Annotated in this window: 15 protein-coding genes; 7 read left to right on the forward strand and 8 right to left on the reverse strand. The window is 34.7% G+C overall.

What is annotated here, in order from left to right:
• Nucleotides 1–8: 8 nt before the first annotated feature.
• The 6 genes from ES711_RS10380 to ES711_RS10405 all read left to right on the forward strand — a co-directional run bounded on the left by ES711_RS10380 (nt 9) and on the right by ES711_RS10405 (nt 12,829).
• On the forward strand, nt 9–734 hold the full coding sequence (locus tag ES711_RS10380; RefSeq protein ID WP_146893225.1) for a hypothetical protein: 726 nt from the start codon (nt 9–11) through the stop codon (nt 732–734).
• Nucleotides 735–1,146: 412 nt separating this feature from the next.
• On the forward strand, nt 1,147–2,658 hold the full coding sequence (locus ES711_RS10385; protein ID WP_146893226.1) for a reverse transcriptase domain-containing protein: 1,512 nt from the start codon (nt 1,147–1,149) through the stop codon (nt 2,656–2,658).
• 1,566 nt (nt 2,659–4,224) lie between these two features.
• A complete protein-coding gene (locus ES711_RS10390; RefSeq protein WP_146893227.1) occupies nt 4,225–9,585 on the forward strand; it encodes a DUF7379 domain-containing protein in 5,361 nt (1,786 codons plus the stop codon).
• 11 nt (nt 9,586–9,596) lie between these two features.
• On the forward strand, nt 9,597–10,832 hold the full coding sequence (locus ES711_RS10395; protein ID WP_146893228.1) for a peptidoglycan-binding domain-containing protein: 1,236 nt from the start codon (nt 9,597–9,599) through the stop codon (nt 10,830–10,832).
• Nucleotides 10,833–10,870: 38 nt separating this feature from the next.
• Nucleotides 10,871–11,221 (forward strand): hypothetical protein, encoded by a 351-nt coding sequence (locus ES711_RS10400; RefSeq protein ID WP_146893229.1) that lies wholly within the window; start codon nt 10,871–10,873, stop codon nt 11,219–11,221.
• A 3-nt stretch (nt 11,222–11,224) separates the two neighbouring features.
• Nucleotides 11,225–12,829: an FAD-binding protein gene (locus ES711_RS10405; RefSeq protein WP_146893230.1), complete on the forward strand. Its 1,605-nt coding sequence runs from the start codon at nt 11,225–11,227 to the stop codon at nt 12,827–12,829.
• 66 nt (nt 12,830–12,895) lie between these two features.
• Here ES711_RS10405 and ES711_RS10410 read toward each other — a convergent pair whose 3' ends face one another.
• The 8 genes from ES711_RS10410 to ES711_RS10445 all read right to left on the reverse strand — a co-directional run bounded on the left by ES711_RS10410 (nt 12,896) and on the right by ES711_RS10445 (nt 24,829).
• Complete coding sequence (locus ES711_RS10410; protein ID WP_146893231.1) at nt 12,896–13,249, reverse strand: hypothetical protein; 354 nt, start codon at nt 13,247–13,249, stop codon at nt 12,896–12,898.
• A gap of 17 nt (nt 13,250–13,266) precedes the next feature.
• Nucleotides 13,267–15,789, reverse strand: a complete 2,523-nt coding sequence (locus tag ES711_RS10415) for a leucine-rich repeat domain-containing protein (protein WP_146893232.1) — start codon at nt 15,787–15,789, stop codon at nt 13,267–13,269.
• A gap of 3 nt (nt 15,790–15,792) precedes the next feature.
• Complete coding sequence (locus ES711_RS10420) at nt 15,793–16,950, reverse strand: hypothetical protein (RefSeq protein ID WP_146893233.1); 1,158 nt, start codon at nt 16,948–16,950, stop codon at nt 15,793–15,795.
• Nucleotide 16,951: 1 nt separating this feature from the next.
• The gene (locus ES711_RS10425; RefSeq protein ID WP_146893234.1) at nt 16,952–17,956 is read right to left on the reverse strand and encodes an AAA family ATPase; all 1,005 of its coding nucleotides are present in this window, start codon (nt 17,954–17,956) and stop codon (nt 16,952–16,954) included.
• A gap of 9 nt (nt 17,957–17,965) precedes the next feature.
• A complete protein-coding gene (locus ES711_RS10430) occupies nt 17,966–19,828 on the reverse strand; it encodes a hypothetical protein (protein ID WP_146893235.1) in 1,863 nt (620 codons plus the stop codon).
• A 130-nt stretch (nt 19,829–19,958) separates the two neighbouring features.
• Complete coding sequence (locus tag ES711_RS10435) at nt 19,959–20,678, reverse strand: gasdermin (protein WP_146893236.1); 720 nt, start codon at nt 20,676–20,678, stop codon at nt 19,959–19,961.
• Between the two features lie 18 nt (nt 20,679–20,696).
• Nucleotides 20,697–23,606, reverse strand: a complete 2,910-nt coding sequence (locus ES711_RS10440; RefSeq protein WP_146893237.1) for a caspase family protein — start codon at nt 23,604–23,606, stop codon at nt 20,697–20,699.
• Between the two features lie 680 nt (nt 23,607–24,286).
• The gene (locus tag ES711_RS10445; protein ID WP_146893238.1) at nt 24,287–24,829 is read right to left on the reverse strand and encodes a UpxY family transcription antiterminator; all 543 of its coding nucleotides are present in this window, start codon (nt 24,827–24,829) and stop codon (nt 24,287–24,289) included.
• A gap of 599 nt (nt 24,830–25,428) precedes the next feature.
• On the opposite strand from ES711_RS10445, the gene ES711_RS10450 reads away from it, so the two are divergent.
• Entirely contained in the window at nt 25,429–26,976 is a 1,548-nt protein-coding gene (locus ES711_RS10450) for a phage tail sheath family protein (RefSeq protein WP_146893239.1), read from the forward strand.
• Nucleotides 26,977–26,984 lie beyond the last annotated feature (8 nt).

Below are 26,984 nucleotides of genomic sequence, written 5' to 3' on the forward strand. Positions count from 1 at the left end.
TCATAGATATGAGTGAAAATAAATTTGATATTGGAGATATTATTACTTTAAAGTCTCATCCATTAGTCTATCAGGAAGATGGGTTAATTGATGCTTATGTAAACCAAATTCCGCCATTAATGTGTGTTAAGGAAGTTTATATCGAAAGAAAAAAGCAACTCTACAGTAACGAGTTAATAAAAGCTAAAATTGCGGATAATGTAAAATATTTATGTGCTTATTTTAATCAACATCGAATGATTTTTGAGGAAGCTTTTTTGTACCAAGATTGTATAGTTTCAATTAAGGATCTCACTTTTCATAGTGAAAACGAAGAAGTTGAACAAAGTCATAAAAAATTAATAGATGAAACTTTGAAATATTCAGTGGCAGATTACGAATTTGGTAAAAAAGTATTTTTCAAAACATACAAGATAGAAAAACGAAAGAAATTCAAAACCGCGGGACAAGATGCAAAGTCTTCTACAAGAACTACATTAACCCATACATCACCAGCCTTCATTTTAAATGGTTATAAGGCAAATACTCAGAAATCCCAATTTTGTCCAAAAAGCGGAGAATTACAACGTAAAAGTTCTGAGGAGTTATATAAAATTATTTGGTACAATTCCTTCCAAGAAAAATTCTCGGAGGAATATTTACCGAAGGAGTTCTTTACTGATGATTCACTTATTTATGAGAATATTAAAAAGATCCAGAAGAAAAAAAATAATACTGTATCAAATAAGAAATAATAGTTAAATTAGGCTTACAATTAGGAAGTCCTTTACATTTAAAAATGACATCTACAGTACCGTGGTGAGGTAATACTCCAATCAATCAGACCTCTAAATTTAGAGGGATAAATCATACGTAGATTGATTTCTGTGTACCATTTCTCCATAAATGTCAATCCCAACGTTGGGCTCAACATTTATTACGAAAGGTATAAGAACCAGAATAAGAGCATATATCAATCTTTGATAGACTTTCATACTATTTGGAAATTTATTGATTAGAGATGACATTATGGCTTCTATAATATGGTCCTGCAAATATCGTAACGACGCGAAGTGAACCGAGAATTCGGTTAGTGGTACAATTAAGTTTTCTTAATGTTATGCATTTTTAGTTAATTAGCTTTGAGGGCTTCCTTTTTTTAGAACTATGCAACACTCTTCCTTAAAGAAAAAAGATTGGTTTAAGGATAGAGGATATCTGCATTTAACTAACCGAATCAATAAAACCGATAAATCTAATGTAGAAATCTATGTCTCTAGTCCCAAAAATGTACAGAAGCATAGATTTACACCATTTATATTAAAACAGACAAATAATAGACGATATAAATTTTCAGCAGGTTTAAATAGGCGCTCGCATAAAACTGTCGATGATAAAGGACACATTTCTTCAAATGTAAAAATGCGTCCAATTATGTACGCTACACACATAGATTCCCATATCTATTCTTATTATTCTCATAAAATTATTCAACCAAAATATGAAAAGCTCATAAAAAGCGATGAGCTTTTAAATGAATGTATTACGGCCTATCGACAAATTCCTAATGAAGATGGGATACGTTATAAGTACAATGTCGATTTTGCTAAAGAAGTTTTTGATGAAATTAAATTAAGAAAGGACTGTGCTGTTTTAGCATTTGATATTAAAAATTTCTTTCCAACCTTAAATCATTTACAGTTAAAACAGATATGGAGTAGGATCTTAGGGACTAAAAGCTTACCCAAGGATCATTATGCTGTATTCAAATCAATAACTAATTATAGCTATTTTTATTACGATGATTTAAGACAGAGACACAAAGGACATTTGGATGAAAAGAAGATAGCTCATTTAAAAAATAAAGGCAAATTCCAATTATTTGAGGACTATCCCGATTTTAATGAATCAGAAATTCAAGTTTATAAGAATCAAAAGAAAAAGGATGGAGTGATTTCTGGAATTCCACAAGGTTCACCTATAAGCGCAATGCTTGCAAATTTGTATATGCTTCCATTTGATGAAAGTATAGTAGAGAAATTGGTAAAAATGAAGGGGTGCTATTATCGGAGATATTCAGACGATTTGGTTGTTATTTGCCAAATTGACGATATAGAAGAAGCTCATAAGACAATATTGGAAGAAATGGAAAAAATTAAGTTAGCCATTTCAACCGATAAAACTGAAAAATTTATATTTAAAACTATAAATAACAAACTCGAATGTTTCAAAATTAAAAATGATCAGTTGATTCCAAATTCCTATTTGCAATATCTAGGATTTGATTTTTATGGATATAAAACGTTAATAAAATCTGCGAACGTTTCTCGGTTTTATCGTGAAATGAAAGAAAGTATTGCAATGAAATCTAAGCGGATAGAGAAGGTACAAGCAAAATGTTTGACAGATGAAGCAGTTGTTTTTAAGAGAAAACTTTATAGACTATACAGTTTCAGAGGGGTTAAATCCAGAGAATTGCCAGGTTCTAAAATAGTTTTTAAGAATGGAAAGCTTGAAAAAAAGACATTCTCTCGAAAATATAGAGGAAATTTTATAAAGTATGGTTACCGTGCATCTGATATAATGGAAGCTCCTGAAATTAAGAGACAATTAAGAAGGCATATGATTGTCTTGAAGAAGTACATGCAACAATTTAATTTCGATAACATTCCTAAATAACAATTCTATTATCATGTTGCAAACTTTTATTTCTTAATTAACTGTTCCAATCTAAGAATCACTATCCTGATAAAGTAAAAAAAAACACCCAATTCATACAGAATTGGGTGTAATTTTGGGTGTCAAACTCATAACTAACTGATTATCAATTGACTTCGCGGAGAAAGAGGGATTAATAAATTGATCCCAAAAGAGGAATCCTGGGCAAGCATTGAAACCCACGCATCGTCTAAAAAGACGATGCTAAGTTTTTTATTTATAGTCTCTCTCCTTCAAGCCTAAGGGGCTTGAGTCGTTCCTATAAATAGAAAATCCACGACTAAAAAGTCGTGGGTTTCCTTTTGCGGAGAAAGAGGGACTATTTGTTTAGCTTTAAAACGTTGTAAATCAATTAATTAAATTTGCACGTAGAGAGTTCCCCGCCGAATAACACACCTCACGTAAAAAAATCGTTAATGCCAGCAACATTTTATTGCTGATCTTTCATTTGGACTTTCTTAAAACTCAATCAAATTATTCATTGAGAATATTTACATTATTCCTTATGTGTCCAAATCTTTGTCCGTATATACCTAGAATTCTTAAATCACAAACAAATCCTAAGATCTGGGAAATTGGGACCTTAATAATTTACATGTAAGCAATTGATTATTAGTATTTTTTTATTAAATTTACAAGTGATTGTTTCTATATTGTTAAAAGTTATTGTCATTACATTTCTCCCCAACGAGCATTTAATAAAAAGGATTTTTTCTAAGTCGTGTATTATTTAAAATAATTGAGCTTGGTTCAGTATGTTTAAACGCATATCCTATTATACTTTGCATCTCTAGTTTATTTATATTCATTAGTGTCCGATAAAAATAAATAATAAATTAACAAACTCATTTTAAGCAAGGGACATTAGAAGATTTCCGAAATGAGACCTTGCAATTTAGGAACTGTTTCTACCGAGAGGGAATGTGCGATTTTAATTTTAATGATCGTTGTTTGTCAGTTAGTTGCAAACAAGTCTTAATTCTTTATTCTAACAGCGCAGCGGTCTTGATTCTTTATCGGACAACAATGATTTATATTATTTCTTTGGACAAAATTCTTTAATTTTTTCTGATTGGAGATTATGAAAATTCAATTGACGAACCTAAGAACAAATTGAGAATTATAATAAATAAATTATATAGTCATGAAACAATTCACGTGTCACAATATAGGTTGCTTATGTTTTATCCTTTAGGTTTATAACCTGTATATATTATAACCTGTATATAAGAGATCAAACTCACCAGTCAGATATGGGTTTGTTTTAAGTGTCTACCAGGCTGATTTACTTTGAGTTGGTGCAAGAAAAATATATGTATTTAATGGATTTTTAAATTTGGAGATGAGGCTTTTTTTTTTACCCAATTTAACACCAATAGTTTAGTTGAAATTTTGGTTTTTCTCCTCACAACCACTTTCAAAGATATGATTGGGTTACCTCCCTAAGATTCATGTTTCTAATGCGCTTTCGGGACCCATCAGCCATAAAATATTCTTGGAAAACCAATACTTTGATAAAAATTAACTATGAGCAAAAAGGCAAAAATAGTAGGGGTAAAGCGTGAAGTGGAGGGCATAGATTATATTGTTCCAAAAACTCTCAACCAGAAATTTGAACTAAAATATTACATAGAAGTATCAGCAACACGATCGCAAAATCAGATTAATTTGGTGAATTTTGATGAACACGATATCGTGGCTTTGCAATTTACTGACGATACGGAGTGGATAGGTCATCCAGAAGATGTGCAAGCTATTTACGATAAGGACGTAAGGACCAAACGATCGCTTTCAAACGGCGATTATATTTTTGATATTCAAATTACATCAGAAGATGCCAGTCGTGGTTTCTTAAAACGTGCGGTGGTTAAAGTTTTTAGTGTTTTTAAACCTAAAGAAGTGGCCAAAATAGGTATTAGAGAATTGGCCGATGCCTACGATAAAAGAGTACAATCACATCCTGGCTTATATCAAATAGATTCTAAATTCAATAGAATTGAATACTCCAAAAACTTTTCAAATTCAAAACCTTTTTTATTGCTGTTGCACGGCACTTTGTCAACAACCGTTGATGCTTTTAATAAACTATATGACCATAATGATGCTTGGGACAAAATCATTGACATTTATGATGACCGTATTCTTGCGTTAGAGCATTATACACTGTCTCTAAATCCTCTTCAAAATGCACTGGATTTTTTAAATGATTGCCCGAAAGGATGCAGTATAGACATAATAAGCCACTCACGAGGTGGTCTCATCGCGGATATTTTAGCGAAATGTGATCATAGAAATACCATTGTAGGCTTTAGTTCAACCGAAATCGGGATTTTAAGTTCGGATGAAAATGAAGAGAAGAATCTACAATTACTTAATCTGATAAATGAGATTGCAAGGATCAAGCGCATCACCATTAATAAAGTAGTTCGCGTCGCATCACCGGCAAGTGGCACCACTATTTTATCGCGTCGGGTTGACCATTTTTTCAATTTGTTTTTAAACGCGGTTGTATTGGCCTTTGGTGCCGGTAATCCTATTTATCATTCTGTAAAAGCGTTTTTATTGGAGCTGGTAAGCCAGAAGGAAAATCCCTTAGTCTTGCCAGGATTAAATGCCATGATGCCAGAGTCACTTTTTCAAAAGATGATGAATTCATCAGAAACTACCGTGGTGAGTGACCTTTACAATATTGCTGGTGATGCAGATGCAGGAGGTCTTAATTTCAGTTCCTTAAAAGTAATTCTTGCTAATCTTTTTTACCAATCTGAAAATGATTTGGTAGTGGATACCAAACGTATGGAGCATGGTGTAAAAAGAAGGGATGGTATTTATAAGTTTCTGGCCAAAGGCAGTACTATCAATCACTTTAATTATTTTTCTGCCGATAATTCAAGTTTGGCCATTGTAGAAGCTTTAAAGGCAAATGAAACTACGCCCTCCACTTTATTTGTAAAGCACGTTTATGCCGAAGGTGAGCGTGGTATTCTACTCGAGCCATTATCTATGGTGGGTTTCAAAAAAACACCAAAATCCATTTCTAAGGATATCGTCATTATTGTTCCAGGTATTATGGGTTCAACCCTTGCTAATAATAATGAGGAACAATGGGTGAATATGCCAGAATTAAATCGGGGTGCCATTGTTAATAAATTGAGTATTAATGAAGAAAAGGTGACGGCCAGTGGCATTATAAAGAATTATTATTACGATCTAGCCGATCATTTATCTGAAAAATATGACGTGCTTACATTTCAATTTGATTGGCGGAAGTCTGTTCATGAAGCTGGTGCGCAATTAAAAACTCAATTAGAGGATTACCTTAAAAACAATAGCACCAAAATTCATATTATCGCCCATTCTATGGGTGGATTGGTGGTAAGACAATGTATGATTGATTATCCCGAAACGTGGTCAAAGTTTAAGGAAAACGTACAGAATAAATTCATAATGCTGGGTACGCCATGGCTTGGATCGTACCTGATTATGGAAGTATTGACAGGACATAGCAAAAGGGTAAAACAATTAGCCTTCATCGATTTTAAGCATAGCCGTAGAAAATTATTAGAAGTTTTTTGGAATTATCCAGGGGTATTTGAGTTAATGCCCATAGAACCCGATGCGGTTAATAGAGCGTTTTGGGCACAAAGCTTTTGGGATTCTGTGAAAAACAAAGCAAACCTTGAGGATTTGCCAGATCCGAAGGAAAATGAAAAACCTTTACAAGACTTTAAAGCTTACAGAGATGCTGTAATGAAATTTTTAGATAAGGATTTGAACAACGATGATTTTAGAAACATCTATTATATTTGCGGACAATCCGAGCAGACAGTTTTTGATTACACCTTTAAGAACCGCTTCCTGTCCAAGAGTGAAAAATTAGTTTATAAAGCGACCTCCTTCGGAGATGGTAGTGTCACCTGGAAAAGTGGCATTCCAAAACAATTGCTAAATTCGCCCAATCTTTACTATACCCACACCTCTCATGGAGATTTAGCTAATGAGGTGTATATCTTTAATGGTATTACAGATATACTTGAAACTGGTCACACCAATAGGCTGAGCACGCAGCAACCAGCTTCCCGTAGTGGGGAAGTTATTTCAGAAGTATTTGAAGCGCCGGAACCACTTTATGATTCTAAAGCTGTAGTTGATGCTATTTTTGGAATTCATAAAAACATAGAACCCGAAGCTGAATTATTTAATGTCAAAGTTATTCATGGCGATTTAAAAATGTCTGCATATCCAGTTATGGTAGGACATTTCTTTACGGATCTTATTTTGAGTTCTGAAAAAGCTCTGGATAATTATTTAGATAATCGTTTATCTCAAAGGTTTAGTATTGGTAATTATCCAGGAAAAATTGGAGAGAGTGAGGTGTTTTTCAATCTTAAAACCCAACCTAAAGGGGCCATTGTTTGCGGATTGGGGGATACCGATGCGTTAACGCCATATGTCTTGTCTAAAACCGTGAGACAAGCAGTGTTAAAATATGCCATGTTTATTCGTGACAATTATACCTTACCCGAAGCTAAAGGGTATGCGACTGGAATATCATTTGTATTGATGGGCACTGGCTACGGAAAGCTTCCAATCGAAGATTCCATTAAGGGGATCTTACTTGGGGTGGCCATGGCGAATAAGCAAATAAAAGCGATGGGGGAAGGTCTAAAACCTATAAAAGATTTAGAGATGGTTAACTATTATGAGTCTATTGCAAGTGAGACTTATTTCAGCTTAACAAGATTATTTAAAACCGACAATAGAATTGCTTTTACCTACACTAAAGGCATATTAAGACGGCCGGGAGCTAAGAAGAAAAATACATTTGAAAGTTACGCTAACAACTGGTGGTTTAATCTTCATATTGGTAGTGTAAAGCTAATTAACGGATCTGCATCTGAACAGGAGAACATAAGTGGATTTACCTATTACGCCTCTAATGGTTTGGCTAGGGTAGAACAAGAAATGGTGGGCATAGGATTAAATAAAATCGATCATTTGTTGGGAGAGATGTCCACATCTTCACGCTGGGACGAACGTTTGTCCAAAGCGCTCTTTGAAATGTTGATACCCAACGATTTTAAAAATACGTTCCGAAATCAGAATAATTTAATTTTGAAATTGGATAAATATGCAGCTCAAATTCCTTGGGAATTGTTGCATGATTGCCGCACCACAGAAATTCCTGCTTCAGTAACATCGAGTTTTATTCGACAGTTGATTTCTGAGGAATCCACACGGTTTAATCAGTTAGGATTTTATAATAAAGATGTATTAGTTGTGGGCGACCCTATATATAATCAGGAGGGTTTATCGCAACTTCCAGCGGCCAAGGTAGAAGCTGAGATGGTCGCAGGCAAATTATTGAAAGAGGGTTATAATGTGAATGTCCTAATAAATTCCAACGCAAAAAGCATCATGATGGAATTATTCAGCAAGCATTATATGATTATGCATTTTGCAGGACATGGCATTTACGATCCTAAAAACAATAATATAGGAATTGCCATCGGAAGTGACATTTGCATTGATCCGGCAATGATTAACCAAATGGGATATGTGCCAAAATTCGTTTTTATCAATTGTTGTTTTTCTGGTGTGGTCAATGCCAAAGATGATATTTATAGTCAAAATAGATACCGGTTGGCAGCGAATATTGGAACGCAACTTATTGAAATGGGTGTTAAGGCAATTGTCATTGCAGGTTGGGCGGTAGATGATGCGGCGGCCATGGCCTTTTCTCAGACATTCTACGAACGGATGTTACAAGGTTATGATTTTGGCAGCGCGGTGCAAGCGGCCAGATTTAAATGCTATCAGCAATTTCAGCATACCAATACATGGGGAGCTTACCAATGTTATGGAAACCAATTTTATAAATTCAGTGATCGACAAGAAAAAGATGAAGACCACCAGGAATACGTCGTGGCCTCTCAGGTACATACCGATTTGGACAATTTATTAATTTCCATTCGCGATAAAAAAGAGGATGAGAAATCTGCATTTACTAAGCTTGATGCCTATATTGACAAGGCGGAAGCGTCGAATTTATTGGATGCCATGGTGCTCGAAAAAGAAGCACTTATTTATGACGAAATGGGACATGTGGATATGGCATACCAAAAGTACAAAGGTCTTTTTAAATTTGATAACGGCAACTATTCCATAAAAGCCTTGGAACAATATTGTTCAATCCAAGCCTATCGATTAGAGGGTTTGATCGCGACAGCATTATTGTCAGCTAAACCAACTGCCGTAGCCCTTACTATTTCAGAATATCTAACTGAAATAAGTTTGTTAACACTTGCTGGTAGAAATGCTAGTAGATTAAATATTGTTGGAAACGCATATAAGTTATCCGCAAAATATTTGGACCAGAAAAAGGAAATTGAACATTTAAAAATCGCCTATAAATATTACAATGAAGCGATGGAAACAGCCACAGATAAATACAGCGGCCAGTATTTAGATGCGCTATCCAATATGTTGTTCATTGGTCATATTCTTGAAACTTTAGGAAGTGTAAAACTAATTAAACGCCTAAAAACCAACAAGCTTTTTGATAAAGTCACCGATTTACCTAAGTTTTTAACAGCATATCTTCAAGAATTGGATGATTTTGATAAGGCAGATTTGGATATGTCCGTGTTAATAGGAATGACCGAGATCAGTTATGCCATACTTTTAATTTCAAATAATAGCAAAGCAAACCAGGAACAAGCCATTCTTGGATGGTATAAGGAAATTTACCAGCAAATATATAGCCCAAGGTATGTAAAAATAGAAATTTTACAAATTGATTTCTTGTTGAATTATGCCAAGGAAAAACATATCGTTACTGTGTTAAATTCTATAAAAGCAGAATTGCAGAATATTTTAACTCACTAAAATAGTATAACATGGCCGTATTAAATTTAGGGCATTGCGATGCAGGGAAAATCCCAACTATTCGAGAAGATTTTCTTAAACCTTATCATATGGATGGTTTGCTAGTGGGCAAAGTGTCCTTTAGAGATGATGATAGAACGCAGTGGCGATCATTTAGAGAGGGTCCGGGGACGGATGTTTTAAGGCTCCAACAGTTTTTGTTTAAAGCTGGTTTCATGCCACGATGTGTTTTTGATGGCGTTTTTGGCTATGTTACCCAAGCAGCGGTAAGATTATTTCAAGAATATATCAGGACCATGGAAGGCGTTATTGATATGGTACCAGACGGTATTGTCGGTAGCATTACACTGAGCCACGTAGAACGATGGAGAGCTGAAAATAAAGTTTCAGAATGGGGAAGCGTTACGAGTAATAATCCTTCTGATCGTTATAAGGAATGGATGAGTTTACTGGATCAGGCAAAGCATTATTACACCGCTAACCCTGGACCAATTTTAAAACTTTTAAATAGTTTAACAAATACTTATTCTTCCAAGAAACCATCGGAGTGGGAGTTTCATAAGGATCAGATCCATCTCATAGGAATCAGAAGAAAACAAACCCAAAGTACAGTTAAAAGAGACAATGATGATTTGTTTGTTTTGCTTATTAATGGCATGGTATTTACGTTTTGGGGATCTACAGATGCAAGCGTAGCCATGGCGAATAGGGGTGATGAACCTTTTCTAATTGAGGGGCAACATCTTTATCGGTTTGGGTGGCATAAAATTTCTGAAGAAAATAAAATTTACAGAGCTTTAAAACCTGCCAATCCTAATGGCGTGATAGTGGTGAGAGATTGGGATGGTGATAATGCATATACCGATAACGATATTCTTGTAAAAAACAGTTACGGTACATTGCAAGAGCTTAGTGTAAATCCATCTATTAATATTCATTGGTCTGGGATTGGTACCACCAATTTTTCAGCAGGTTGTCAGGTGATTGCGGGTAAAAGTTATCTAAATCATAAAAACGAATTACAAGATTGCTCTAATTTTGCATCTTCGAGTTATAGTGGACTTACGGAATCCAATAAAAAAACTAAAGGCGCCTATAATGTGTTGACCGATTTAATATTATGCTATGCGCCACAGGGAATTAACCACATTTATTACACCTTGGGACGCGAAGAATCTCTGAATTTATCGGCAAGTTTTGGTGGGCAATATGCACTGAATACATTGAATAAACTGCAATCTGTATAGTAAATTTAATCTTTCAAATAACATAAAAATCAGATACTATGAATTCAATTCTTGTAAGATTAGGGCTAATCGCATCATGTTTTATTTTCACATCGTGTTATACGGTAAGGCTCAGAAGTGTCAATGGTACGATGCAACCAGATCCATTGATGTCTAGGGATGATTATTATCGCGGGATGGAAGTTGTGGAACTGGACACGGTTATTAAAATAAATCTGACTTCTAAAGATTTTACATATCTCATTAAGGAAACTGACAAATGTAAGTCTGGAAAACTACATACCATTGAGTTTAAAAACACCTTTGGAGGCTCACTTTTAAGTATGGTTACCTTCGGCAGAAATCGGAAGATGAAAATAAAATATGTATGTATGAATTCAACCAATTAAAATATGGCAACTACCAAAACACATCATCTTAAGGAATGGAATACTTTACATAGAAATGGACCCTTTCCGTTGAAAACACTTTATATCACAGAGTTGGAAGGCGATGGTAATATGCCTATAAAACTAGAGCGCTACAATGATGTTGCCAAAGAAATACAACGACTGATAAAAGAAACCCATGAGGCCGGATATGGATTTAGAGCCTATGGTTCTGCTTGGTCTATGAATGATATTGCGCATCAACGTGATAGAATGCATTATAATGGATTTATGAATATTCATATACCGATCGCTTTGGACGATTTGCATCCCAACACAAATTTTGATGCTTCAAATTTGTTTTTATTTGAATGTGGTACGACCATCAAGCGGATGTCTGAAGTTCTTTCTGCCCATGGCAAATCACTAAAAACCACAGGAGCAAGTAACGGACAGACTATAGCGGGTTGCATCTCCACCGGAGTTCACGGATCAGCATTTAATGTGGGGGCCGTGCAAGATTATGTGGTTGGCATTAATTTAATTATTGGACCTAATCCAAATGACATTGTTTATTTAGAACGACATACGGTACCAGCCCTGACTGATAATTTTGCCTCGAAAATATGCGATAGAATCATAAGAAATGATAAATTATTTAATGCAGCCTTAGTTGGGTTGGGTTCCTTCGGATTTATTCATGGCGTCGTTATAGAAGCCGAACCACGCTTTCTCTTAAAACGTTATGTTAAGAAAATTGATAAAAAAATCGCACTAAAGCTGTCAGATACTTTAGACTTTAAAAACTCGTCATTCAAAATCCCAGAGGAAACAGATGCCCAAGATTTTGGGAATATCCCATACCATTTTAAAGTCTTTATCAATCCATATAATAATGAAGCGGAATACGTGGTAGAGTTGATGTACAAAAAGCCCTATGTTTCTAATTATGACGATCCGTTTCCAATAATCAAGCAATCTTTGTATCGCGATCTCATTCATTTATTTACTAAAATGGCAGAAAATTTTCCAAAAAGTATCCCTTGGTTGGTAAATCAGCTGAAAAAATCAATTTTGCCAAAAGTCGATGAAGAGTTGATTGGCACCTTGCCTGAAATATTTTGGGATGCACCATATCAAGGACCTGCCTTTGCGTGTTCTGTTGGTGTTGATCATATAAATGCTTCAAAAGCTTTGAAACTGCTTGCAGATTTAACCACATCCGAAGGACCCATTCCTGGCATATTTGCTATGCGTTTTGTAAAACAATCTAAGGCCACATTGGCATTTACGAAGTTTCCCGTCACTTGCATGTTAGAAATAGATGGTGTATTATGGGAAAAGACCAGAAAAATTATGAGTCTCACTGAATATTCCAAAAGAATTATTGAAGTCTTAAAACAAAATAATATACCGTTCACATTGCATTGGGGTAAAAATAGTGATTGGGCGTTTCCAGGATTATTAGAAACGATGTACAATGAAACTAAAATTAATGAATGGAAAGCCTGTAGAAAAGCCTTGTTGGGGGAGGCAATGGCGACATTGTTTTCTAATGATTTTTTAAAAACGATTGGCTTAGTTGATGATGAGGTGTTTATAGATGAAGATTTGATAGTTTCATTGTGACCGGAAGATGATGCCGCGGTTAAGCTGAATAACTTTTTTAATTAAGATGATCGTTTATGAAATCATTTAGATTTTTGTCTCATCGATAAAAGTACCATCTTCAGGAAACATTTCCATTGAAGATAGAACTGCTGATATAAGTTGATTTTCTTGATGTGCTCCAGTTTTTGATATGTTGCCAAACTCAGAATAGTTTATCTCTTCGGGTAATACCATATTTAACTGATTAAAAGATTTTTTGATGATATCAATGGCACCGGTAAAATTTCCCTTTTCTAATTCTGTAGTTATAATTTTGATCAATTCTTTTTTGTTAATACGTCTATCCTCCTCAATTCTCGGAATCTTCCAATTCTGCAACCGCTCTTTATCCATATCCTGTGCGGTATAGATAAAATAAAATGTTTGTTGTCGATTCATGATCTATATTTTAAAAGTTATTGAGCATAAGACATTGCTTCTGCAATAGTTTTTTTATCAATCGCGAGTGCCGTATAAAATTGTGTTGCGAAAGTATAAGCCGTCCAATCATCAATTCTGTCTTTTATTCCTATTCCTAGCTTAAACGTATCTTTTAATAATACATTAATTATTTCTTCTCCGTAGCAACAATTCACAAATAGCAAAGGGGTGTCAAATCTTTCAATTTTAATGCATTTAAAAAATTCGATCCAATCATCAGGTTTCATGTGTTGAAGCTTATTTTCTGAATCTGTAAGAACATCCATCTCATAACTCGCAAAATGTAGAATTGCCAAACGATTTTGGTTACTATAAATACTTCTGTTTAATTCCGCAGCTTTGGGATTAGTTAATTGAATAACTTCAAGACCTGATTGTTGGCAAATTCTTGAAACCTCTTCTATTTCAGGTAATATATTTGGGAGTTTGCTTTCATAATCCAGAGCAATAAGCATAACTATAGGTATGTTATTATTGGAATTGTCTACCTCAGGAAATTCTTTTAAATACGTCACAAGGTCATTGCCAAGATTAGTGATATCGAAGTTTAGAACTGCGTTTCCGGTCAAATCTAGCTTCTCTAAATTAGGAAGGTTTCGCAGTTGATTTGGAATAAATTTAATGGCATTATTAGCAAGATCTAATTCTTGTAAGTTAGGTAGTCCTAAAACCAACTTTGGAAAATAATTTAGATTGCAGTTTCTCAATTTCAAAACTTTAAGATTGCTAAGTTTGTCAATATTTAACTCATTGGGATCTATAGGATTGCCAGATAAGTGAAGTTCCTCCAAATTAATTAATCTGCCTATTTTTTCGGGTAGATGTTGAATGGAGTTATCTGAAATATCAAGAATTTTTAAATGTTTTAAATCGAAAATCACCTCTGGTAAAAAGGTCAAACCCATGCCATTTAATGTTAGTGTGGTTTCTTTTTTATCTATATTATTTTGAATTAGTTTAACACAGGCCGCAAATGGGCTAGCTATAAATCCGTTGAGGAAATTATCGTTTACTGATGATTTTCCAAACACAGATAACGTAGTTCTTTGACTAGAATTAAGAGAATCCATGTAAATATTTATGGCACTTATTAAATGTTGGTTAGTGATATTTTGTTCAGATAGATAGAGCACTTTAAAAAGGAATTTTGTGAAATATCCATGATCAGTGTCTTCTAATGCCCATTGCGTATCCTTGGCCGCAGTTATGACAACTATATTTTTGGAGATTAAATCGGATGTTGCTTTTTTAATATTGTTTATTTCTTTAAAATCATCTCTAATCAAATTATCTAAATGATATGAAAAATCAGTATCCAAGAGGAGCGTATAAGTACAATCGTTAGGGAATTTATTAATCTGCCTCAAAACTTCCAAAAGAGAAAGCGTTGTAGAATCACTTAATATTAAGGCTTTGTCTTGTATATTTTGAATTATACTTTGAGGTTCAACATGTGATGCGATGTCATTATTTTTTAAATTATCAATAGAGCCACCTTGTCCAGAATAATAAAAAACAAAAGAGTCGCCACCTTTAATCTCCTTGAAAAGAATGTAGTCAAAATATTCTTGAATTTTATTATAGTTTGCATGTTCATTGATAAGAAGATGGGTTCTGCAAATATAACCTTCAGCTACATGCTCCTCTAAATAATCACGTATTGCAGTAGAATCATTAACTGCGGACCGCAGGCGAAGATTATCATAACTTGGATAGTCATTAATGCCCAAAATCAAAGCATGTAGGGTAGGGGTCTTAGATGTATTTGTCTTGATCCCATCAAGGATTTTTTTCTTGATATTCGTGGGAAGTTTTATGGTGATCGTTTCTGAGGAATTATGATCTTGACTTAAAAAATCTTTAAGTTTCTCAATTTGAGGGCTGAAATTTTGTTTTGAATCTTGATCTAACTGCTGATATATATTTAAAAACTCAACCAGTTTTTTTTGTTCGACGGTCAGATTATTATGGTTAAGCACTTTCAAATAGTAACCCACGGCATTTTTTTGATCGTTGATGTTGTTGAGCCTATTAAATCTATTAACAATATTATGTGTAACGCGCTCTGCCTCAGCAATGGGATTTAAAATAATATTCCCCTCTATCCTGTAGGATTCAAGATGTTTTAAACTGGGAAAATGTTTTTTACATTCCCAGATGTAGGACAGCATAAAATTCCCAATTTCTTGAAGAATTTCATTTGCATTGTCCTTGTGCATCATTTTATTTCTCAATTTATCCTGGATGGTTGGGTGGATGATGAACGAGTTGTAACCTATACGCTCAATTTCGGGTGATTGCAGTAAATCAGCACATGTAATAGCTCTCAGCTTGTATTTGTTGGTTTCCTCTTCAGGTTCAAATTTCTCAAAAATATTGAGGTATAGTTTATGGAGAATGTCAATATTGAACCAAGGGAGAATGGCGCCATAGCATGAGAAATTTTCCAATCGCGATTGGCGCTTATGATCTATATGTGGCATGCCTTGAGCGATCATGGTTTATATTGTAGGTTTTGCTTCATGAATGATTTTATGCAAACTTATATCGTCGGGATGACTCATGGGAATCATCATTTGAAGTCGCTTAGCGGTACAATCATTTAAATACTCAAAAGGAATTGGATTGATCCAATGCACAAAGTCTGAAAAACTTTTAAGATATTTCCATAATCTCACGGTTGCGGTCATTCGGTCCTTATTTACAATTCCTGAATGACCTCCAGCATCACTTAAAACAAAAAACCAAGTTTTGCTATTCCATTGGGGATTTTTAGAAAGCTCATTTTTAAAACTTCCAGCGGTTTTAAATTGATATTTCCCGTCAATATATTCTGGCAAATTATTAAAAACATAGTGCTCCACATGACAATGTGGAATTTGCCGTAAGCTTTCTTTAAAATTATCTTCAATAAATTCATAGGCCAACATAGACCCATTACGATCTGCCAATAAGACCACGTTGGAGTAACTGGCATCATCAAATTCATAAGTAAGATCTATAATAAATCCTTTTTGAATGTACTCTATGACCATTTCTGGAATATCTAATCGGTCGGATATAACTTGTTCCGTGGTTTCCACTTTTCTTCTGAGACGTTGTGCAAAGTTTCGGACCTCAAATGGCATGATTGCTTTATCCGCTAACATAAATTTATGGTTTGGTCGGGTGAATTCAACATCGTCGTCTGCGTTTTCTTTTTTGATATCCCGGAGTACCAATTCAAAATCGATCATACCTTCCTCTTTCCTAGTGTCTTCTAATATGTTTTCAGGCTTCTTTTCGTTTATTAGGTCTTTATCTGGAGAATTGGAAACCTGGGTAGCATCTTGATTATGTAAAACTTCTGGCGTGTTTTCCTTTTCGTTGGGTAACACTTTCTCAAACAGCACTTCTTTATCAAAAAACAGATTAAAATAGCGATCATATTCTAGCTCGTATTGAGGATTGTTGAGCCAAAATATTTTAGTAAAATTCAATAAACTGCTGCGTCCCTCTAATAGATGTTTTTTTTCGCCACTACTTTTGGAAGTATTCACAAGAGGGATTTTATGAATGGCTTCGATTAGATAAAAATATTGATCGATAGCCAAAGGAGGGCTGAACTTATTTTTTATAAATTCGAAAAATCCCCATAAAGGTGCGACCATTTTATCCATGTCATGAATTTAATTTTAGGGCAATTTTTTGAAGCTGTGCATCATCAACTAAGTGTTCGAACTTATCACCGTGATGCATCACTCTGAAGACCAGAATTTTTAGCCAATCTAACATTTCACTTACGGAAGGTGGTTTACTACCGGTTTCTTCTTTTTTTAAGGCAACATACTTGTCCACGAATAAGGCTAGTTGATCTTTTGAAAGTTCGATGAATTCATGTTCACCCAAATCACTGTAAAACTCTTCCATTTTGACTAGGGCAATTTTATTTAAAAATTCTTTATTAAAACTCGGGATATAATAATACAAACAACGCCTTAAGAATGCCGGCGGTAGTTCTCTTTCATTATTGCTGGTTATAAAAATTAATGGAATTAATTCTCGTGGTGCTTGGATATAGGTGTCATTTTTTTCATTGATTTTAAAGCGCATTTCATCCAATTCCAGCAAGAGGTCATTTGGAAAATCAATATCACCCTTATCAATTTCATCAATTAGCAATATGGTTTTTTTTCCCATTTGGGAACCCGCGGTAAAGGCTTTGCCCAATGCTTCAAGCGTTATGTAATTGTCCGGATTTGATGCTCTTTTACTTGCTTGTATATCTGAAGAAGAAATGGTAGCATCACGCATTCTGCCCACATGATCAAAAATATACCCGCCATCTTTAGCTTTACTTTTTGACTTGATATGCCATTCAAAATAATATTTATTGGCTTCTTCTTTATAAAAATAGGATGCTAAGGCTTGAGCAAGTTTGGTTTTTCCCGATCCTGGTTCTCCCTTTATTAAAAGTGGCCGTCCCGTAACTATGGCAGCATTGACCGCAATAGCCAATTCTCTGCTTAACATATAGGCGCTGACAGGTTTGGATTTGCCTTCGAGTTCATTATAATTTAATTTTCGGTGCTCAAAGTCATAGGTAATATCATACTCTTTGATATTAATTCTAGGAATTTCTATCTCAAGTACGCCATTTAAGTCAAGAAGTTCAAGTGTCTTCATACGTATCAGTTAAATTCGGATAATTTTTTTTGGTGAGATGTTATAGGTGTTGCATACAAATTCTATTACTGACGACGGACAGCACGTTATATATTGATCTAGATTTATTGAGTTTGCAATGCGCTTCACACTTTGTTCAATTTCATACGTGCTATTTTCTAAATTGTGCCTATCGCACCATCTTTTAATGGACTCAGCGTTAACGGGTTCAGGATTTTCAAAATTTTTAATATATGCCCGATTTAGACGGGGGTTCAATTGAAATCCATTGTCCTCCTGTAAAAAGAAAAAATAGGCAGGTTTTATTTCTACATCTGGGCTTTCTTTAAATTCAATAATCTTTTCAATTTCCAATAAAAAGTTTTTACAGATTTCTGTCCATTTTTGTAAAGGAATATTTCGGTTTTTAAAAATAAAAATAGCTTCCTCGTCCAAGAGACTCATAAATTTACCTCTTAAACCTTGTTCGTTAATGCCATATGTGTGCTCAATTTCCTTTAAAAGTGTAGAGTTAAACATTTCATCTGGATCGCTATAAAAGCTATCCACAACTATCACAGGTCTTTTATAGGAGAATTTCTTTTTAATATTGTTAATGATAAAATTGATCAGGTTTTCATTGAAAAATCGACCCGTATATATCCTAAGATATTTGTCGTTATATTGAGCGAAATCGGAGTATAAAAAGTTCTTTGACGGAACCTCAAAATCTAATGTGATTTGAGTTCTTAAATAGTAGTCTAAGTCATTTGGTAGAAGTTCTGATAAGAATTTATTATTTGCCAAAAGTGGATTATTCTCTAACAATTCAGATGGTTTAGCCTTGAACTTGTAAATCTTCGTGTTTTTATTTATTTCAGATAATATCTCTGGATTGTTAATGACTTTATTCAAATCGATATTATCCTGAGCACAAATTAAAACTCGATAATGAGTTATTTCCCAATTAATTTCCTGCAAATGTTCTTTAATTGCCTCTGGCATTTTATTGTCTTGGTCAGTGATAATCAGCAATAAAATGGGTTCATGCATCATAAACGCCATTTTATCTTGGTTTAGGAGTTCAATTTCATTTTCAGGAATAACAATGAGTTCTAATCTTTCATTAAGATCATTGGCTACAAAGTCTTCTTTAAACTTTTTAATATAATTAGTGTCATTAAACCAAGTGAGCACGACCGGTCTATTGTTGTCTATATCTTCCATTTTTTTTAAGAAATTGGGAGGTGCCAAATAATGTTGCTTGAATCTTTCTTTTAAAAAAACAATTTGCAGTTTGTTGATTTGAGATTCTTCCACCTCGCTTTTGGCGCCCTCTCCTCGAGATAATGTAATGGAATTATCAGATGATCCGCGTTCAGAAACGGCAATCAATGCCTGTGCAAATGCCAGTGAAAAAGTTAAGCTATTTTCCAAAAGACGCTGGTAAAATTCAACTTGAAAGTTTATTGCCCAATCATTGCCAATGTCGTTATGTTCTTTAGTTCCAATGACAATAGGAATATTGTGTTTGTTGACCAATTGTACTAAATCTGCCGAACGACATGACGAGAAAAAACAAAATTTGATTGACTCGTGTTCCAGTAATTTTGCCAGTTCATCATTTTTAATAATCCAATCCACATAAGGAATTCCTTGAACTGTGCCATGGCTACTGAAATGCAGGTATAAATCATGTCTATTTTTATGTTTAGTTAGTTTCTGTAAATAGTCGAATAACACATCCTTGTTAGGACAAAATTGGACATCAATGTCAACACCAGTACCCGTATTATTTTTATTAAGAATTACTTTATAAAATTGTTTATAATCACTGTTATTTATTTCAGCATTGTCTTGCGAACCGTTATATAAAACAATGAGCTTTTTCATTTTTATAATTCAATTAATAAGGGATATTCTCTATTGTTATCGATCTCTAATCTCTCGAGTAAATGCATGTCATCTTTAGTGAGGTTTTCAAAACTTTTTTGCTCACCTCTGGCAGATTTTAAATTTTTCATCAATTGCCGCGTGAGAACTTGCCCGTTTGTGGATCAATAATCAGTTCCAGAGCACTGAATGCAAAGCTCAAATCATAAGGGGCCTCAAAGGCAACAACATTTTCGGCAGTTTTGTTCACTTTCACATTGATGTTGAGACCAGAAATAGCTTCTTGAATTAATGGAACTTCAACATTGACACCAATTTCGGATTCTGAAAATGTACTTATCGAAAAATTATTGGATACCATGACGTCAGTAATAAGGCCCAATTGTACCTTTTTATCTTTAATCGCTTTACTTAGAATGAAATTATCAGGATCTCCTAGTACATTATTTTGAGAAAGAATCATCCCAAATTGAAGTGGGTCAATATATCTTCGCCGAACGTTTTGAAAGGAGAATGCCATCTTCTTTGATTTCTTAAAAGCGGCACCTACTGAAGCTGGATCTACCCCCAATACTTTAAGAAAACCACTTAAAATTTGAAATCCAGTTTCAAAATCTGTTATTTTAGATTGTTTATCTGAAACAGATGCTACTGGCTCTTCTTGTATGGGAACATCGTGTGGAAAGCCATTTTTTACCAAATATTTGAATTCTCCTAAATAGGATGGTTTACTTCGGTCAACTTCCAGCATACAAAGCGGTTGGATCCTAGCTTCAGGAGCTTTTAAAGGGTTAGCACCAAAATGATCCCTGATGTGATCAGTAATGTCGTTTTTGCAAATTCGTCCCATGATTTATGTATTTTATGACTAATTAATACTTGAGAATTCTTTCATTTTTTTTAGAAAATTCCCAGCAACCTTACCATAACCAATATTGTTGGGATGGATTTCATCCATCCATTCATGGTAGGCTACTGTTTTTCGGTTGTTGACATATCCAACAAAGTTAAATTCCTCCTCGTACGCTTTTAATATATCATTAAATCGGTCCACTAGAAAATGAATGACACGATCTCTCTCTATAGGATTATCAATACCCGCTCCGATCATATATTTATTGGCCCATCCCTTTTCAATAATTTTCTTATCCCGATCGCCCGGAATGTAATCATAACCATGTATGAAAATTTTCACATTGGGCACTAGCAATTTAATTTTTGAAAAAAACAGGCGGTAACTTTCATCCAAAAAATTCATTTTTGCATCCAAAATGTCTTCTTTAATATAGTCTTTGACAGACTGAACATTACTGACGTTTTTACGAAGCATGCTTCGTATCTCTGAACCCAAAACATCATTCCCACCACCACTAATTAATACAAAATCAGGTTTTATCTCTCCAACTTTAGTAATGAGTTCATTGTTCTTGATGTAATCGGCCACATCGTCGCCAGCATCAGCCAGACTGAACACAGCGTATTCATTCATGATATAATCCAAAGTATCCTTTACACCTGGTCTCGGATATAAAAACCATGAATCTCCCTCCGCAACTACAATATTACCTCCGGATATTCGCTGTTTTCTAAATCGCCTTCTTCTAATGGTATTATATATCTTATTGAGCTGTTTTACAACCCAACTATCTGTGGCTTTTTCTGCTGATTGAAATTTATTTTGTTTTAATTGGATTTCAAATTCTTTTCCGTTCCAGAAATCCTCAAAATAAAGTTCTTTGATGAAGGGCGCGAGCTCTTCGCTTTCTAAATATTCATCGAGAAATGTTTTAAGTCCAGCCGTAATAACGTTAAACGTTGGATTTTTTAATTCAATACGTGTAATGCAGGTTCCCCATCTATTTCTGATTTCTTGAAGTTCTTCTGATGATCCCTCTCCTTTAGCTTTATTTTCGAAGGCATTCCTTAAGGGATGAGTAATGGTTAATGGCGGCGATAAGCTAGGTTGCAGAAAGGAGTGGTTTTGTATAGAAGCGGAAAAATCTTCATAATTATTGATAATGAATTTATAATAAAACCATTCTTCGCTCCAGTTATAAACTTCCTTATAAGGATCAAAATAGACTTTCGCGATAGATGGGTCTTTTTCTTTGTGATCATAAAATAATTTACTATCGCCTTGCGTGCCTTTAGGTGATAACTCTATAACATTCCCATCAAAAGGTTTTGAAGTAATTGAAAGATCTGAATTAAGAGTCAGCACTCCAATAAACAGCTTTTCATGACTTATATTCCGCACTCTAATTTGAAAGGTGCCGAAAAGATTGGTGTCTTCTTTTTCTCTGGTTTCCGCATTGATGGTTAGAATGCCATTGGTAATATCGCTCCAACCACCATCTCCAATATTAGCTTCGACTTTAATTGGCGAGATTTTGAAATCCATACTCGGATTCTCAAGCGAATAAAAATGGTTCCATTTTATAAATGACAAAAGTTGATTGGACAGTTCGGCTTCCAATTTGATAGAATCATAGTCAATCTGTTTGGAAAGTGGTTGGAATTCTGTTTCTGGCATAGAAAAGTAGACCATATTATTAAAGCAATTTACAAAAAATCGAGCTTCTTCTTTAGCCACCAATTCAACACCCTCATATTGTTTTAAAACTTTTGCTACGGCATCGGCAATTTCCTGATCATCATCTACATTATTAATATACAGCTCTAAGGGATCATAAGTGCTCCATGGCGTATTAGCCGGATAACTTTTATTGAAATCCATTTTATTAATGGCGGTCATAGGTAGCTCGAGTATTGCATATTCTGCATGTACTGTTTTTACTTTGCCCACAATCTCCTCGCCATCTAGTATTACTATAATTTTTGCTCCTTCTTTGATACCAAGCAACATGCCTTTATTATAGAGCCAACCCAGTTTTTTATTATTACTAACCTGCCCATCCATTAATTTAACACCCTCCGGATTGAAATTTAACCAAGACGAATTTTGACTAAGTTTACCTTCGCCCTGAACGGTGACTTTGGGTGTTTGTTTTTTAGAAGTAATTTTTAAGAGGGTCATTTTGGACCATCTTGCAATATCTAAATAGCTGAGGTTTCCATTAGTGGCATTTAGAAGTTGGAGCAAATAATTAGTAAAAACACCTCCTTTACTATCCTCCCAAGACGATTCACTCGAAAGGCAGGCCGCCAAATGGATACTATTTTTGTAGGGGATATCCAGAGTTAAGTTGCCATGATTTCGAATTTCAACAGATTTGTCGCCGGCAAATAAAAATTCTTTGTACGGTCTGGGTGCAAAAACACCACTTAACCGTCTTATGGCACCATTATCGTTGTTTGATTCTTCAACATAGGATCTCACAATATTGCCCGAATGACACGAGTCAATTACACTAATCAGATGAGGATTATGAGTCATGTTGTGGAAGAGATAGCGCAATTCCTTATTAGCAAGAAGATCTGATGATGTGGTATTGGTTTGAGAATAAGGTACCAAACAATCCAAAGTGCCGTCATGTTCTTCGGGAAATAGACCATCGGTACTCTCCAATGCGCCATGGCCACTGTAATAAAAGAAGGCTACATCGTCATCCTTTGCTTTATAAAGGTGAGATTTTATTTTGTCTACAATGGCAGTTTTGGTTGCTTGATCATCATGGAGCGTTTCTATTAAAACCTCCTCACATCTGTCTTTTATAGAGTTTAGATACGCTTTTAATTTGTTGGAATCATTAACGCATTCATTGAGTGGATTACCCGAATACTTATCTATCCCCACCAGTAGAGCAAATACTTTCATAATGTTGTATTTTAAATTAAGTGGGGAAGAGCAAGCAGGTCAAAATGCCTTATGACGTTTGCACACAGCAATTTAAAACAATAATCACACACAAAAAAGCTTTTTATTATTTATCTGTAAGGCTATAGGATAAATAATTTTTGTAGAAAATCATTAGAAATCCGACTTGTTTTGAATTACCAATTTTTAACAAACGAGATGATAATATTGTGTTGGTAAAGAAAGGGTTTTCCTGCTAATTGACAGGGTTACGAAGTTTTTTGATGGGAATGCATGGCTTACTGATGGTTTATATGGTCATCAACCAGAGATAGTTGAAGCTTAATTTTCTACAGGAAGTCTTTATTTATGTGCAGAGGCTTATCTATTGCTTGGATTACTGGCCAAAGACCAAATATGGAAAAGAAAAAATAAGGATTGGAAGGCAACATAGCTTTTGGGGAAACAAACCCATAACTATATTATTCATTAAGAAAGTACGACAGTTGAAAGGTTCATAAGTTATTGAGAACATTTAGCAACTATGCAAACACTAGTTATTAAGGACCACTTATTATTTGTTAAAAATAAAAATCAACGGCATTACAACTCGATTGCAAGGTTAAATCACGACTATTTATAAACTATGGATAAGATTGGAATAGATTCACGTTACTATCATAAATCAGCTGTATGATATTCTATATATTTGCACTGCTTTTCGTAAATTTCTGGGGAGACAAATACATGCTCGGCAAATATGCTGTGATATAATGTCGGATAGATTCAATTCTAACTATAATTTTACGCTTATTATTGACTTTAATGACTTCGCAATCTAGACCATTTAAGGGTCCATAAGAGATTCTCATTTTTTGACCTTTACTAGGAAGGTTGTTTTCGACCTTAATCTCCGAAATGTTTTCAATGTTTAATAATGCTTTTATGTGAAAAATTTCAGTAGCCCTTATGACTGCATATTCGTTACCAAATTTTAGATATTTTATAACCCCCTCTGTAGACAATGCATGATAAAATTCTTTTCGAGAGAGGGCGTGAACGAATATATACCTTGGGAAAAGAGGAGTCCATATTTGCTTCTTACGATCACTCCACACTTTGATAGATTTTATCAATGGCAAGAAGACTTCTATATTTTTTTCTTGCAATAATTGTTCTACTTTTTTTTCATGCTGATGTTTAACATAGAGTACGTGCCAATGAAGAAGACTAAGAGATTGCATAGTATAGATTTTATATCATTGTTGTCCGATAAAGAATCAAGACCGCTGCGCTGTTAGAATAAAGAATTAAGACTTGTTTGCAACTAACTGACAAACAACGATCATTTAAATTAAAATAGCACATTCCCTCTCGGTAGAAACAGTTTCTAAAATGCAAGGTCTCATTTCGGAAATCTTCTAATGTCCCTTGCTTTAAATGAGTTTGTTAATTTATTATTTATTTTTATCGGACACTAATGATTTTATATAGTATTTAAGTGATTTTTTTTGGATACACTTATAGCCAAAAAAATTTAATAGTTGCTATTAATCACTAAGCACCATCGTAGAATAAATTCTCAATGCTTATGTATTGTGGAGATAATATAAATGTAAACATTTTTTTTTAATTCAGTGTAAAATGGTGGAAGCATTTAATTATCAGGCATTAACATTTGTCGAATTTAAAAAAATAACGTACTTTTAAATTATATGTGAGAACTTCTACTCATTTATTTTGGTGCCTTTTTTAAATGGTATTCAAAGCGGCGAAGCCTTATTCCCACTACTTAATTGTATGTTACTTTTCATTTTATAATCTTAATTTAAAATCTCTTATTATGCCAGTACAAACATCTTACCCTGGGGTATATGTAGAAGAGGTGCCCAGTGGTGTAAAAACCATTTCCGGTGTTTCTACTTCTATTGCCGCGTTTATCGGAAGCGCAACAAAAGGACATGAAAACGAACCGACCACCATTTTCAATTATGGTGATTACGAACGTGTTTTTGGTGGATTATCAAATGATAGTCCAATGAGTTTTGCAGTTCGCGACTTTTTTCAGCATGGTGGCGGCGAAGCCATAATCGTTCGAGTTACAAATTCAGTAACAAAAGCAACTAAATCATTTTTTGATTTTGCAGATGAAGATGGTATCGATACAACCTCTGCCTTCAAAATTGAAGCGTCATCTAGTGGGGTATGGGGAGATGGTATATGTTTTTGGATAGATTATAAGACTAAAACAGATCCGGATAATGAATTATTCAATTTGTTTATAGAAGATAAGGATGGTAAAAGTGAGACATTTTTAAATTTATCCATTGTTGAAAATTCGCCAGTTTTTGCCATAAACGTATTAAAGCAAAAATCTGAATTGATTGGAATGCGAAAGTTGACTGAAAGTGCGACTTCTATACTTCGACCAGCTGCTTCTTCGGTTGATGGAGATGGTGTGATCACTAAACAATCCTTATCGGGGGGTGGAGATGGTGCCGATATATCATCTACAGAAGTGAAAGGTTCAGAAACAGATAAAACTGGCTTATATGCTCTAGAAAAAACCGATATATTTAATATTCTATGTATTCCTCCCTACTCAAAAACTGCTGACATTGAAGCTGCTACCTATAATGATGTGATGCCCTATTGCAAAAGAAGGCGGGCTGTTTTATTAATTGACTGTCCAAGTTGGGGAGACATCCAGGCTGCCATAACTGGGTTGGGTAATTTTGACAAAGACAATTATGCTGCGTTGTATTTTCCTAGGCTATTAAAACCAAATCCATTGAAAAATAACCAAATTGAGGAATTCGTGCCTTGTGGTGCCGTAGCAGGTGTTTTGGCAAGAACGGACACCGAACGTGGGGTTTGGAAAGCTCCTGCGGGCACGGAAGCAAACTTGTCTGGCGTCAGTGGGTTTAGCGTTCCTTTAACAGATCAAGAAAATGGAAAATTAAACCAACTGGGCATCAATTGCTTGCGATCATTTCCCGTTTATGGAAAAGTTGTTTGGGGAGCGCGTACTTTGCAAGGTGCTGATGTTTTAGCCTCAGAATGGAAGTATTTACCAGTTAGACGAACTGCTTTATATATTGAAGAAAGTTTGTTTAGGGGATTAAAGTGGGTGGTGTTTGAACCTAACGATGAGCCACTTTGGGGTCAAATTCGGTTGAATGTAGGGGCATTTATGCATAACATGTTTAGACAAGGCGCTTTTCAAGGACAAAAGAAAGATGCCTATTTTGTAAAGTGCGATTCTGAAACCACTACTCAAAACGATATCAATCTTGGTGCTGTAAACATCGTAGTTGGCTTTGCTCCGTTAAAACCTGCGGAATTTGTAATTCTTAAAATTCAGCAAATTGCGGGTCAAATAGACGTGTAAATCTGACA

The sequence above is a fragment of the Gelidibacter salicanalis genome (assembly GCF_007997285.1).
Taxonomy (GTDB): Bacteria; Bacteroidota; Bacteroidia; order Flavobacteriales; family Flavobacteriaceae; genus Gelidibacter; species Gelidibacter salicanalis.